The organism is Amycolatopsis sp. FDAARGOS 1241 (assembly GCF_016889705.1).
In the GTDB taxonomy this organism is placed as follows: domain Bacteria; phylum Actinomycetota; class Actinomycetes; order Mycobacteriales; family Pseudonocardiaceae; genus Amycolatopsis.
This window is the reverse complement of sequence record NZ_CP069526.1, coordinates 8,874,210-8,887,356: the sequence shown is the minus strand read 5'-3', so window position 1 is coordinate 8,887,356 and position 13,147 is coordinate 8,874,210. Positions and strand designations below refer to the sequence as shown.

General features: G+C 70.4%; 9 protein-coding genes. 2 read left to right on the top strand and 7 right to left on the bottom strand.

Annotation, left to right across the window (positions count from 1 at the left end; genetic code table 11):
• Positions 1 to 14: 14 nt before the first annotated feature.
• The 3 genes from I6J71_RS43125 to I6J71_RS43115 all read right to left on the bottom strand — a co-directional run bounded on the left by I6J71_RS43125 (position 15) and on the right by I6J71_RS43115 (position 5,448).
• Positions 15 to 683 carry a hypothetical protein gene (locus I6J71_RS43125; RefSeq protein WP_239154239.1) on the bottom strand — a complete coding sequence of 223 codons (669 nt, stop codon included), beginning with the start codon at positions 681 to 683 and terminating at the stop codon, positions 15 to 17.
• Positions 684 to 688: 5 nt separating this feature from the next.
• Entirely contained in the window at positions 689 to 1,210 is a 522-nt protein-coding gene (locus I6J71_RS43120) for an O-acetyl-ADP-ribose deacetylase (protein ID WP_204092110.1), read from the bottom strand.
• Positions 1,211 to 2,562: 1,352 nt separating this feature from the next.
• Entirely contained in the window at positions 2,563 to 5,448 is a 2,886-nt protein-coding gene (locus I6J71_RS43115) for an AAA family ATPase (RefSeq protein WP_204092109.1), read from the bottom strand.
• A 447-nt stretch (positions 5,449 to 5,895) separates the two neighbouring features.
• Here I6J71_RS43115 and I6J71_RS43110 point away from each other — a divergent pair, with 447 nt between their 5' ends.
• A complete protein-coding gene (locus I6J71_RS43110) occupies positions 5,896 to 6,999 on the top strand; it encodes a S1 family peptidase (protein WP_204092108.1) in 1,104 nt (367 codons plus the stop codon).
• A gap of 98 nt (positions 7,000 to 7,097) precedes the next feature.
• Here I6J71_RS43110 and I6J71_RS43105 read toward each other — a convergent pair whose 3' ends face one another.
• From I6J71_RS43105 to I6J71_RS43095, 3 genes are all read right to left on the bottom strand, one after another.
• The gene (locus I6J71_RS43105; RefSeq protein ID WP_204092107.1) at positions 7,098 to 7,502 is read right to left on the bottom strand and encodes an SsgA family sporulation/cell division regulator; all 405 of its coding nucleotides are present in this window, start codon (positions 7,500 to 7,502) and stop codon (positions 7,098 to 7,100) included.
• A gap of 1,710 nt (positions 7,503 to 9,212) precedes the next feature.
• Positions 9,213 to 9,530, bottom strand: a complete 318-nt coding sequence (locus I6J71_RS43100) for a hypothetical protein (RefSeq protein WP_204092106.1) — start codon at positions 9,528 to 9,530, stop codon at positions 9,213 to 9,215.
• A gap of 440 nt (positions 9,531 to 9,970) precedes the next feature.
• Positions 9,971 to 10,441: an Lrp/AsnC family transcriptional regulator gene (locus tag I6J71_RS43095; protein WP_204092105.1), complete on the bottom strand. Its 471-nt coding sequence runs from the start codon at positions 10,439 to 10,441 to the stop codon at positions 9,971 to 9,973.
• Positions 10,442 to 10,656: 215 nt separating this feature from the next.
• Here I6J71_RS43095 and I6J71_RS43090 point away from each other — a divergent pair, with 215 nt between their 5' ends.
• A complete protein-coding gene (locus I6J71_RS43090; RefSeq protein WP_204092104.1) occupies positions 10,657 to 11,634 on the top strand; it encodes a beta-ketoacyl-ACP synthase III in 978 nt (325 codons plus the stop codon).
• Here I6J71_RS43090 and I6J71_RS43085 read toward each other — a convergent pair.
• Positions 11,631 to 13,109 (bottom strand): adenylate/guanylate cyclase domain-containing protein, encoded by a 1,479-nt coding sequence (locus tag I6J71_RS43085; RefSeq protein ID WP_239154238.1) that lies wholly within the window; start codon positions 13,107 to 13,109, stop codon positions 11,631 to 11,633. The genes I6J71_RS43090 and I6J71_RS43085 overlap by 4 nt on opposite strands.
• Positions 13,110 to 13,147 lie beyond the last annotated feature (38 nt).

Below are 13,147 nucleotides of genomic sequence, written 5' to 3'. Positions count from 1 at the left end.
TTGGCCAGACGTTTTCAGCCCTGCAGCGCCCCGACTGCCCACGCGAAGACCAGCACCGCGAGCAGCAGCGACACCGCGGCTTGCGCCATCATCGTCAGCTTCGCCCAGATCCGCAGCGGCATCACGTCGGTGGGGCTGAATGCCGTGGAGTTGGTGAAGGAGAGGTACAGGTAGTCCGCGTAGCGGGGCTCCCAGTCCCGGCGCGCGAGCTTCGGGCTGTCCATCTGCGGGAACAGCAGGTCGGGGAACTCGGCCCGGCCCACCGCGCGCCGCGCCGGGCCGCCGCGGTCGAACTCCCAGTACCACAACGAGAAGACCACGACGTTGGTCCAGTACACGATGGCGCCGCTCACCAGCACCTGCGCCGCGTGCCCCTCGAACGTCCCCTGCACGATCCCCAGCACCAGCCGCACCGCCGACGCGGCCGTGGTGACGCTGACCAGTGCCAACAGGACCAAGGACACGACCCGTTCGACCTTGCTGAATTCACCCATCCGGCCGGGGTTGATCAGCAGCAGCGCGACGATCAGCAGCCCCGACAGGGTCGGCAGCAACCACCCGGGCAACAGCTGGTGGGGCAACACCACCTGCAACGCCAGCGTCCCCACCACGACGGCGGCCGCCGGCCACCTCGTCTCGCCCGCCGTGCTCCGTCGCCACGCGGGCAGCTCCGCTGAACTCATGCCGCTCACGGTAAGGCGTTGTGGAACGCGTCGTACGCCCTCTGGTCGAACAACACGAACCGGATGATGCTGAACCGGCTGGTGTCGGAGTCGTTGACCGCCGCGATCGCGATCCGCGCCGCGTCCTCGACCGGCCACCGGTAGACCCCCGTCGAAATCGCCGGAAACGCGATCGTCGCCGCCCCCAGCTCCGCCGCCACGGCCAGCGAATTGCGGTGACAATCCGCCAGCAGAGACGACCGGTCTTCCGCCTGCGACCACACCGGCCCCACCGCGTGCACCACCCACCGCGCGGGCAGCCGCCCCGCGGTCGTCGCCACGGCCTGCCCGGTCTTCAACCCCTTGCCGTGGTGCCCTGCCCGCAACTTCCGGCACTCCGCCAGAATCTCGGGCCCGCCCTTCCGGTGGATCGCGCCATCCACCCCGCCCCCGCCGAGCAACGACGAATTCGCCGCGTTGACCACCACGTCGACTTCCTGCTCGGTGATATCGCCCCGCACCAACTCGATGTCCGCCATGACGCCCATTGTCGCCCCGGCTTCCCCTCACCGCCGCGGCTTTCCTTCACCGCTGTGGCTTTCCACGGCCGCTGCGGCCTTTCCCACCGCCACGGCTTCCCGTCACCGCTGAGGCTTTCCTTCACCACCCCGCCTGGCCTTCACCGCTGTGGCTTTCCCTCGCCGCTGCAACTTTCCCTCGTCGCTGCGGCCGTTTCACGCCACCACCGGCCAGACAGCCCCCGCCCTCCCAGGGGGACGTCCCATGCCCAGTCTACCGGCGGGGTACGACAAAACTCCCGAATCGGCCCGCCGCACGGCCCATTTGTCCACAACTCTGCCGCCCTGTGGACAACTGCGACACCACGGTTGCACGCATCGGGATCGCGGCAAACACTGAAAACGCCAGAACCGAACGACAAAGGACGGCTCGATTGAAAACCCACGCAGCACAGGCGATCCACCCTTCGCGACTGCGCCCCCGCAGCGATGCCGACGCCGGCGACCGCAGCGTCGACAAGCGCCACGCGACGCAAGTGCGACATGCCCCGCCAGACACGAGGTACGGGTAGCACGGCGGTCTCAGCCCGGCGCCGCGCGGAGCAGTTGCTGCATGCCCGCGGGGCGCGGGCCGTGGGTAGCGCGGCGTTCTTGGCGTGGCGCCGCGTGGAGCAGCTGTCACACGCGCGCCGGGCGCGAGCCCCCGTGGCACGGCCATCTCCGCGCAGCGGCCACAGGCAGCAGCTGCCACCTGCCCCGAAACGCACGAGCCACCAGTAAACACAGCCTTCTCGGCGCAGCGTCCGCGGAGCCGTTGCCACATGCCCTGCCAGGCAGGCACGGGCCCGGTAGCGCCGATCTGGGCGCAAGGTCCGCGCGCGCAGTCGCCACATGCATGCCGGGCGCGGTCCAGGGTGCGCGGCGGTCTTGGAACGGCGGCGTGCCGAGCACTTGCTGCACGCTCCACCTGGCGCGGGCCACGGGTAGCACGGCGTCTTGGCCCCGGCGCCGTGCGGAGCCGTTGCCACATGCCCCGCCCCGAACCGTGCCGCGCCGGTAGCGCAGCGATCTCGACGCGGCGCACCCGCGCGCGCAGTTGCCTCATGCTCCACCCGGCGCGGGCCACAGGTGGCACTTTTCGTCGCAGCGTCAGTGCCGAGCCGTTCCACACGGCCCCACCACATGCGAGCCACCGGTAGCACGGCGATCTCCACGCAGTGCCCACACGCACCAGCTGCCACACGCCCGAAACCGAACGAGCCACCAGTAACCGGCGATCTCCGCGTCAAGCACACACAGCACCCTCGAAGGCGCCGCGCCCTCCTCCTCCTCCGACGTCGAATCCGGCGCCGACTCCGAAGAAATCCACCGAAAGCAGCGCGTCAACCCACCGCAGCACCATCAGCCGGAAGGTGCCGCGCCACATCTGTCCGCCCGCGTGCCCCCAGTTTCCGCAACACCTTCGCCACGTGCTGCTCCACCGTCCGCGGCGACAGGAACAACCCGTCCGCGATCTCGCGGTTCGTCCGGCCCTCCGCGAGCATCCGGGCGACCTCCCGCTCCCGCGGCGACAACTCCCGCCCGTACCCGCGCCGCCCGCGTTGCGACGGCGCCCAAGCCCCGTGTGAACGCAACAGATGATGACAACGCCCCGCATCCCGCGTAGCCCCCAGCTGCTCGAACGCGCCAGCCGCCGAAGCCAACGCGTCCACGGCCGAACGCTGGCCCGCCAGCAGCCGCAGGCATGCGGCCCGTTCGGCCATCGACGTGGCCAAGTACGGCATCGGCAACGACGTATAGGCAGCAGCCGCCGAATCGAAAGCCGCCGCGGCCGCGAGGTGTTTGCCCCGGGCGGCGGTCAGGACGGCGCGGCCCGCGTGCAGCGAAGCGACCGCCAGCGGCGAATCCCGGCCGGCCACGCCCCGCGCGAACTCCTCCACGAACGCGTCCGCATCGGACCACCGGCCGGCCCGCGTGTACGCGTCCGCGGCCGTGGGCACCAACGACGCCGCCCACACCCAGACGCCCTTGCGGCGCGCGGCGTCCACGGCGACGTCCGCGACCGAGCACGCGCCCGCCACGTCGTCGCCCGCCAGAAGCACGCCGATCAGCACCGACGCGGCGCACAGCACGACCGGGATCGGCCCGTCACCCGGCGCGTGCACCGACGCCCGCGCCAAATGCCGTTGCGCCGCAGCGAATTCGCCACGCACCGCGGCCAGCCCGCCGAGCACGAGCGACGTGTCCATCACGACCGGCCCGAGTTCGGGGTAGCGCGAACGCACGTCCTCGGCCGTCTCCGCGAGTCCGTCCCACTCGCCGCGGAACCACGCCAGCCGCGCCTGCGTGCCCTGGATCAGGCCGATCGCGTACAGCGCGCCGGCGTCCGTCGCGCGTCGCGAGCCCTCCTCGACGAGCCGCGCGGCGCGGTCGAGGTGCCCGGCCCACGACTGGGCGTCGGACAGGTTGCACCACAGCCGCGCGAGCTGCACGCGCTCGCCCACACTCTCCCCGGCGTCCGGCAGAGCCTCGAACTCCGCCCACGCCGAGCCGTCGCCGAGGTGCGAGGCGTTCGCGATCCGGTCGACCGTCAGCGCCAGCCGCAGCTCGGGGTCCGTCAGTCCGGAGTGGACTTCCCGGGCGCGCCGCATCCAGCCTTCGTGCCAGGAAAGCGGCGTCAGGCCGTCGATCGGCTGCGCCAGCAAGTTGATCCCGCGCGCCGCCAGCTCCGGCCGGTCCACGAGCTCGGCGACGGCGCGTTCCACCTCCTCGCGGCCGCGTTCGAGCCGTCCGATCGTCCGCACGAGCAGCATGCCCAGCGAAAGCCGGATCGTTCCGCGCACGGCCGGTGGCAGCGGCTGGTCTTCCAGCACACGCTCCAGCGTCTCGATCACGTCCGGCCGGAAGCCGCGCAGCGCGACCTGGCTGAGCTTCGTCGCGAGCCTGCCGACGTCGTCCGAGGCCGGCAACGCCGCCTGCAGCAGGTCGATGGCCCGCGACGTCTCGCCTTTCCCGATCGCCTCGTCGGCCGCCGCTTCGGCGTAGCGAAGCCACTTCTGCGTCCGTCCGGCCGCGTGCGCGTGCTGCGCGAGCAGCAACGACGGAGGCGACGGGAGCGTGTCGAGCACCCGCATCGCCTCGGTGTGCAGCAGCGTTCGCTCGGGGCCGCTCACCGTGTCGTATACGGCCTTGCGCGCGAGCGGGTGCCGGAAGCCGTACCGGTTTTCGCCCAGCTCGGCCAGCAATCCGCCGCCCAACGCGGCGAGCAGCGCCGTCCGCAGCGACTCCTCGGCGAGGCCCGCAACGTCACCGAGCGTCGCCGGTTCGGCGGGCACCGCCAGCACGGCCGCCGCCCGCGTCAGCTGCGCAGCCTGCTCCGGCAACGCGGCCAGCCGTTCGGTCACGGACTCACGCAGCGCAGCGGGCATCTCCAGGTTCTCCAGCAGCCGGTCGGACAGCCCTTCGCCCGCGGGCAGCGGTGCGTTCCGCAGCGCGCGCACCGTTTCCTCGACCACGAACGGGATGCCACCGGTGCACTCGTGCAGTTTCGCGGCGAACTCGTCGCTGACCCGCGGCAGCTCCAGCACGTCGACGGCCATCGCGCGCACCGCCTCGACGTCGAGCGGCCCGAGCGCGACGCGGGCCGTGTGGACGGTCGGCGCCGCCCGCACGGGTGCGCCCAACGGGCCCGGCCACGGCTCGGGCCCGCTCCGGTACGCGGCCACCACGGCCAGCTCCGGCGGCAGGTCGGCGGCGAGGAACCGCATCAGGTCGCCGGTGCCCTCATCGGCCCACTGCAGGTCGTCGACCAGCATGATCGTCGGACCACACGCGACGAGCAGCTCCCGCACAGCGCGGAACACGCGGTGCCGCTGCGCGCCCGGGTCGTCCAGCGGTTCGGGCGAGGGCGGCAGCTGGTCGGCCAGCTCAGGCAGCAACGGCCGCAGCGCGCCGGCGACAGGGCTCAGCGGCCCGAGCGGCCGGTCACCCGCCGCGCGCAGCGCCTCCAGCACCGGCCCGTACGGGAACGGCTCGCGCAACGGCTGGCAGGTACCGCGCAGCACGCGTCCGCCGGCGAACTCGCGCCGCCGTGCCAGCTCGGCGAGCACGCGGCTGCGGCCCATCCCCGGCTCGCCCTCCACGAGCACGGCGGCCGGACGGTGCCCCAGCACCTCGACCATGGTGGTGAGCTCGTGGTCGCGCCCTGAAAAAGCCGTCAGCCCGGTGCGCACGGTGACCGACGTCGGGCGGGGGACGGCCTGCCACATCGTCGACCTCCCTGCACGCTTGTCCGTTTCGCCGGGAGCCTAAGCAGCGTTTTCGTACCCGTAAACCAGCCGACGACCTGCACCTGGGTACCGCGCTCACACGTCTGCGTACGCACCGTCACCGGTTGGCAGACGGATCTTCGGTGGGGGATCACCATGCGTACGAAACCTCGGTCCGCCACTCGTTCCCGGGACGTATAACACGTTCGGGATGCGATAATCGCTACGCAAAGTAGTTGCCGGAATCCCTACTTATGGACGGTCCCGGGACCTCGGATCGGCCCGTTACGGCGTCCGGAGCAGGGCGTTCGGCCAGGGGGATTGGGTATACCTATCCGCCCTGCGCCCTTATTGCAGCGGGTTGGAGCACCCTGCACGCTCTCACCCCGGGGGAGGGATGCGCCGCGTGGCCGCACCGGAGCCGCGCGTAATCAGCGAGGGAGAAGCATGAAGATCATCAGATTCCTCGGTGTCGCCGCAGTCGCCGCCGCGACGGCGGGCACAATGGCCGCGGTCACGAGCCCGGCCGCGGGTGCCGCACTGTTGAACCCCGACATGGTGCCGGCGATGCAACGCGACCTCGGCCTCACACACAGCCAGGCCCTGGCCCGGCTCGCGGCCGAGGACTCCGCGACGAAGGTCGGCCAGTCGTTGCAGCAGTCACTCGGCGACAAGTTCGGTGGCCTCAGCTTCGACGCGGCGACGGGCAAGGCGCGCGTGGCCGTGACCGACGCGGCGCTGGTGGGGAAGGTGCGCGCGGCGGGCGCGGAGGCGCAGGTCGTGCGGTTCAGCGAGCAGCAGCTCGACTCCAGCGTTGCCAAGCTGAACGCGGGTGAGAAGTCCGCTCCGCAGGCCGTCACGTCCTGGGGTGTGGACCCGGCGGCCAACCGCGTGACGATCACCGTCCTCAAGGGACAACGCGCGACGGCGGAGAATTTCGCGAAGCAGTCCGGTGTGGACACATCCTCGCTCGAGGTCACGGAGACCGCGGCCGCGCCCCGGCTGCACTACAACGTGCTCGGCGGTGACGCGTACTACATCGGCGGCTCGTCGCGCTGCTCCGTCGGCTTCTCGGTGAACGGCGGCTTCCTCACCGCCGGCCACTGTGCGGCGCTCACCGGCGCGGGCCCGCTGACGGGCTACAACCGCGTCGCGATGGGCTCGTTCTCCAGCTACCGCTTCCCGGGCAGCGACTACGCATACGCCCGGGTGAACAGCAACTGGACCCCGGTCGGGCAAATCAACAACGGCACCCGCGTGTCCGGTTCCACGGCCGCCGCCGTGGGCGCGTCCGTCTGCAAGTCGGGCTCCACCACGGGCTGGACGTGCGGCACGATCCGTGCCAAGAACCAGACCGTGCGCTACCCCGAGGGCACGGTGACCGGCATGGTGCTCACCAATGCCCGCTCCGACCACGGTGACTCGGGTGGCTCGTTCATCTCCGGCAACCAGGCGCAGGGCCTGCTGTCCGGTGGCGACACCGTGAACACGTACTACTTCCCGGTCACCACGGCGCTGTCGGCGACAGGCACGACGCTCGTCCGCGGCTGAGTTACACGCGCAACGAAGAAGGGCGGTTCGAGTGCCTCCAGAGCACTCGAACCGCCCTTCTCCTTCTTGCGTGCCGCGGGATCGGCAGGCTTGCTCCCTCACACGTTGCTGATCTCCTCGATCAGCCCCTCGATGTCGAACTTCTCGCTCTCGGCGCCCAGCGGGACGAGTTCGCAGGACGACTCCAGGAACGTCTCGATGTCCTCGCGCTCCAGCTCGAACGACGCGTACCCGTCGGGTGACTCGATCTCCAGCGTGACCATCGCCGGGTCCTCCGACAGGTCCGGACGGACCCGCACGTCGCCCAGCCCGGCCGGCTCGTCGAGCCCGGTCACGAGCAGATCACGCGCGAACGTCCACTCGATCCAGCGCCCCCGCTCGGTCCGGAACGCCACAGTGACCGCGAACGGCTCCGCGGCCTGGTAGGACAGGCGGGACAGCACCGGCGTGGTGCTCTCGTTCAGCAACACGAACTGGGTCTGGTGTACGGCGTCGGTCTGCACGGCTGCTCCTGATGTGTCCTCCGTCGTTCGCACCCTGCGAACTGGTCGGCAAGGAGATGATCAGCCGGGGTCCTCGTGACGCCGGTTTCCCGCCATTCACGCGATCGGCTGCATCCGTCCTCTGTGGCGTAACACGGACCACATACCCATTGCGTTCAGGTCGGCACCGTTGGTTATGCACTTTTCGCCCTTGGTGCAGGGGTTGGATGACTTTCGCGCAGGTTGGCGGGTCTTCGGGCCCGCCTTCGTTGTGTTGCCCGGATCACTTCGGACTGGGGGGAACGGGCCCTGTGTGCTCGGCCACGCGCGACCGTTCTGCTGAAGCCCGCCGATTGGACGTTGCCGTGGTGCCGACGCCCACCCACCGACGTGCTCGCAGCCTGGCTCGATCTTCTGCTGCCAGGTTCCCACCTAACTCTGTGTACCGCACTCCTCACGCCGCCTACCGCATGTTTTCCGGGGCCTCGGCTCGCTCTCATCACCTACCTCTTCGGCACACTCACCTCAGCGCGCTCTCACCGAGCCCTGTGCCGCCGGCTCCCCAACGTCCGATGTAGACAAGTCCGAAGTGGATCCACACCCGCTGGTGAGGTACAGGAATCCCCCACCACTCCCTGGGGGACTGCCCTGCTCCATTCTACTGGTCCCCACCGGCAAAATCAGTTGGTGGAGCGAGTTGTCCACAGTGGGAACAAGTTGTGGACAACTGCGCGGTGGCAATCCGGCGAGGAGGGAACCGATGGCGCGACGAGGGGATGGGCCGCAGCGTTCGGGTCGCTCATGAGTGCCGGGTTTGTGGATGGTGAACTGGGAACCAGGGCAGGCCGTGGAGAGTGAATCGTTGAGGCGATGAGCAAGCGCCGTGATGACGGCTGATCATCGCCCTGCGGGGCTGCGCCTGCCCCGGACGGACGCTGCGGAGGATGGCTGTGCGGGAAGACAAGCTGTGCCGGCCCGAGACGTCTCGACTTCCCGGATCGCGTCGTGATCAGCTCTGCTGCCCGGCCTCGACCCGACCTGCCACGCGTCATGCACATCGCCCGCCCGGCTCGATCAAGCCAGGCCGTGTGCCGCTCAGGCTGGCTGCCTGGCCCGACCAGGCCTGCCCGCGCCGTTGCGATCGACAGGCAGGCCTTGACCAGACCAGCCACATTCGCGCGGGCCTGCATATGGCTGAAACAGGCCAGCTGCACTCCGACGGGTCGGCTGCGTGGCTTCGATCAACTGACACGTTTGCCGCGCAGGTCGGCAACCGGGTCCGAGCGACGCTCGCGCAGGTCTGCACAAAGTTGAGTCAGGTCAGCCGTGTGCCGCTCAGGTCGGCTGCATGGCTTCGATCAGCTGACGCATTTGCCGCAGGTCGGCAACTCGGTTTGATCGGGCCAGTCTCACGTCGCGCAGCTCGGTAGGGGCTGGGCCAGGCCAGCAGCAGGCCGCTCATTCCCGGGGTTCCTGGCTTCCACCAGCTGGATGTTTGCCGCGCACATCGCCAACGCGGTTGGATCAGGCCAACGTCACGCAGCGCAGCTCGGCCGCGTATCTCGGCCAGACCAGCCCGCATACCACTCAGGTGAGCTGCGTGGCTTCGATCAGCTGGTCGTTGGCCGTGCAGGTCGGCGACCCGGTTTGATCGGGCCGTCTCACGTCGCGCTGTTCGGTACGGGCTGGACCAGGCCCGCAGGTCGCTCAGTTCGGGGTTCCGGGCTTCGATCAGCTGGATGTTTGCCGCGCACATCGGCAACTCGGTTTGATCAGGCCAACGTCACGCAGCGCAGCTCGGCCGCGTATTTCGGCCAAGACCAGCCATAGGCCGCTCAGGTGAGCTGTCTGGCTTCGATCAGCTGGTCGTTTGCCGTGCAGGTTGGTATGGGTCCGACGAGACCAGCCACACTCGCGCAGGTCGGTACATGGCTGAGTCAGGTCAGCCGCATGCCGCTCGGCTGTGTGGTTTTCGAGCGGGGGCTGTTTGCCGCGCACATCGGCGACCCGGTTGATCGGGCCGGCGTCGCGCAGCCCGGTCAGCCGCATGCCGCTCAGGTGAGCTGTCTGGCTTCGATCAGCTGGCCGTATGTCGTGCAGGTCGGCAACCGGGTTCGACCGGACCGGTCTCATGTTGCGTAGCGCGGCAGGAGGGCGGAGCAGGCCGGCGGCACGCTCCACGGGCCGGCTGCATGGCTTCGATCAGTTGACCCGTTTGCCATGCAGGTCGGGCATTCGGCCCAACCAGACCGGCCGCACTTCGCGCAGCACTGCGCCGTCTCCAGGTCCAGGCCAGCCCACCGAGCAGATCGCAAGCGTGGCTCAAATAGGGCCACCTGCACGCCGCCCGGATCCGCCGCTTCGCCTCGACCAGAACGGCCACACTCCACGCACATCGACAGCATGGCCGGACCCAACCGCACATTCTCCCCAACGGCGCAATCACACCCGACCAGACCCACGACTCCGCGAACCACCCAAAGCCACGCTCACTCCAACGGCAACGTCAACCCGACCTTCACCCGATCCATCGCCACGCTCGTCGTGAAGTGGCGGACGTTCGGGTTGTCGAAGAACATCCGGCGGGTGAAGACCTCGAAGGTGGCCATGTCGGGGCAGGTCACGATCAACACGAAGTCCGCCGTGCCCGTCACGTAGTAACACTGCTGCACGCACTGGTCCGCGAGGACCTGGCGCCGGAAGGCGTCGAGCACCGTCAGGTTCTCGCGCTCCATCTCGACCATCACCACGAAGGTCATGGACAGCCCCAGGGCCGCGGGGGAGAGGACGGCGACCTCCTTCTCGATCACGCCCGTCTCGCGCAGGCGCTTGATGCGCCGCTGCACCGCGGCGGCCGAGAGCCCCACCTTCGCCCCGATGACCTCGGCGATCGTGCGCGAGTCGGACTGCAGGCAGGCGAGGATGGCGAGGTCCAGCCGGTCGAGGTCTCCACTGAGCACGCCCCAGGCTAACCGGGGACACCGACACGACGCCTCGTCTTTACCGGGGCTCACCCGGCGATCAAGAACCACTTTGCCCAATACCTCCTATCGAGCGAACGTGAAAGAGGAGCGAGAGTGACGTGCGCCACAACTGACCGGTCTACCCAGGGGTAGCCCATAGAAGTGGACGGAGCCGGCGGAACCGCCGCCCGCCGGATGGGGAGGGAGAAGTCGTGTCTCGTGCTGCTGTCGTCACCGCGCTGGGCCGCGCGCTGCCCGAACGGATCGTGACCAACGACGAGATCGCCCAGCGCCTCGACACCTCCGACGAGTGGATCCGCACCCGCACCGGCATCCGCGAGCGCCGCATGGTCGCCCCGGGCCAGTCCACAGTGGATCTCGCGGTCGAAGCCGGGCGGGAAGCTCTTCGAGACGGGCCCGCGGACGCCGTCGTGCTCGCCACCTCCACCGCCGACCAGCTGTGCCCCGCCAGCGCGCCCCAGGTCGCCGCGCGGCTCGGCCTCGGCACGGCCGCCGCGTTCGACGTGAACGCCGTGTGCAGCGGCTTCGTCTACGCGCTGGCCACCGCGCAGGGTTTCATCGCCGGCGGGATCGCCAAGCGCGTGCTCGTGATCGGCGCCGACGTCTTCACCTCGCTCGTCCACCCCGGCGACCGCACGACCGTGCCGATCTTCGGCGACGGCGCGGGCGCCGTCCTGCTGCGCGCGGGCGAGCCCGGCGAGACCGGCGCCATCGGCCCGTTCGACCTGCACAGCGAGGGCGCGCTCGCCGAGCTGCTGTGGGTCGAGGCCGGCGGTTCGAAACACCGCTTCTCCGAGGACGACCGCGACCACCACCTCGTCATGCAGGGCACGGCCGTCTTCCGCCACGCGTGCGCGCGCATGGCCGAGTCGTCGCGCGCGGTGCTGGAGCAGGCCGGCTGGATGGTCGGCGACGTCGACCGGTTCGTCGGCCACCAGGCCAACATCCGCATCCTGCAGGCCACCGCGAAGCACCTCGGGCTGCCCGCGGACGCGGTGGTCGCCAACATCGATCGCGTCGGCAACACCAGCGCCGCGTCGATCCCGCTCGCGCTGGCCGACGCCGTCGCCGACGGCACGCTTGTGCCGGGCCACCGCGTGCTGCTCACCGCGTTCGGTGCCGGCCTCACCTGGGGTTCGACGCTGCTGACTTGGCCCGAGCTGGCCTAAGTCGTCCAGGCGGTCGTCGTCTGCCGCCGCCCGCGCAGCAGCAGTTCGCCGTGCGCCGTCCAGAACTCGCGCTCGCCGCCGAGAGCGGCCTTGACGGTGCCCTCGCTGGCCAGGATGCGCCCGGGCACGCCCTTCGCGTGCTCGGTCAGCCGCGCGGCCTCGTTCACGGCGTCGCCGATCACGGTGTACTCCAGCCGGCTCGACGTGCCCAGCTGACCTGCGAAAACCTGCCCGCACGCGACGCCGATGCCCAGATCGAGCTCACCGTCCGACAGCACGGCGTCGCGGATCGCGCGGGCGGCGGCGAGCGCCATGGTCGAGGCGTCCGAAAGCCGCGTCGGCGCGCCGAAGATGCACAGCGCGGCGTCGCCCTGGAACTTGTTGACCAGCCCGCCCCGCGCGTCGACGGCCGAGACCACGCTGGCGAAGAACCGGTTCAGCTTCGCCACCAGCTCCTCCGGCGGCGTGCGCGACGCGAGCGCCGTCGAATCGACGACGTCCACGAACAGGGCCGTCACCTCGCGGACGTCGCCGGACAAGGAGGCGCCGTACTCGAGCGCGTGGCGCGCGACGTCCGTGCCGACGTGCCGGCCGAACAGGTCCCGCATCCGCTCCCGTTCGCGCAGGCCCGCGGCCAGGTCGTTCACGGACGTCTGCAGCAGGCCGATCTCGCTGGAGTCGTCGACGTCCACGGTCACGTCGGTGCTGCCACGTGCGATCTGGTCGAGCGCCACGCGCAGCCGGTGCAGCGGCGCCGCGACAGCCCGCGCGAGCAGCGCCGTGCCGATCGCACCCGTCACCAGGCCGATCACGGACAGCGTGATCAGGCTGGCGGTGGGGTTCGCGCGACCGACTTCGGGCGGCGTCACGACCAGCAGCACGCCGACGAACGGCACACCGCTGGCCAGCGCCCAGACGATGATCAGCCGCGTCAGCACCGTCACCGGCAGCCGGCCGTGGGGCGGCGCGACGGCCAGCGCCATCGTCATCACGGGCCGCGCCACCCACTCCGCCGCGACGTACATGAGACCGACAGTCGTCAGCCCGCCGAGCCCGATCGTCAGCGCCATGCCGGCCGCGCCCTCGACCGAGCCCAGCACGCCGGCCAGGGTGCCGAGCGCGAGCGCGCCGACGAGCCACAGCGTGCCGCTGACCACGGCCATGTCCACGGGTAGCCGCAGTGCGCGTTTGGCCTCGTCCTCCGTCGGCCGGCGCCCGATGGTGAACCACACCACGGTGCGGCGCTGCAGGTAGGCCGTCCAGAGCGTGCCGACGAGCAGGCTCACGGCCACGATCCCACCGGCGGTCAGCCCGAGAATCCAGCCGCGGTCCCCGACGTCGGCCGGCAGACCCTGCAGGAACAGCAGCAACGCGACCACGGCCGACCCGGCGACGCTGGACCCGATGCCGAGCGCGGCGAAGCCCAGACTCGTGCGCAGTACCAGCCGGAACCGTCCCGCCGTCTTCCTGCGCACGCCGCCGATCGTATGGGCTCCGGCCAGGCTCGGCGAGA

What these genes read in the sequence shown, in the direction of transcription:
- I6J71_RS43110 (WP_204092108.1), top strand. Translation starts at nt 5,896, where the DNA reads ATGAAGATCATCAGATTCCTCGGTGTCGCCGCAGTCGCCGCCGCGACG.
- I6J71_RS43125 (WP_239154239.1), bottom strand. Translation starts at nt 683, where the DNA reads ATGAGTTCAGCGGAGCTGCCCGCGTGGCGACGGAGCACGGCGGGCGAG.
- I6J71_RS43100 (WP_204092106.1), bottom strand. Translation starts at nt 9,530, where the DNA reads ATGCGGCTGACCGGGCTGCGCGACGCCGGCCCGATCAACCGGGTCGCC.
- I6J71_RS43120 (WP_204092110.1), bottom strand. Translation starts at nt 1,210, where the DNA reads ATGGGCGTCATGGCGGACATCGAGTTGGTGCGGGGCGATATCACCGAG.
- I6J71_RS43115 (WP_204092109.1), bottom strand. Translation starts at nt 5,448, where the DNA reads ATGTGGCAGGCCGTCCCCCGCCCGACGTCGGTCACCGTGCGCACCGGG.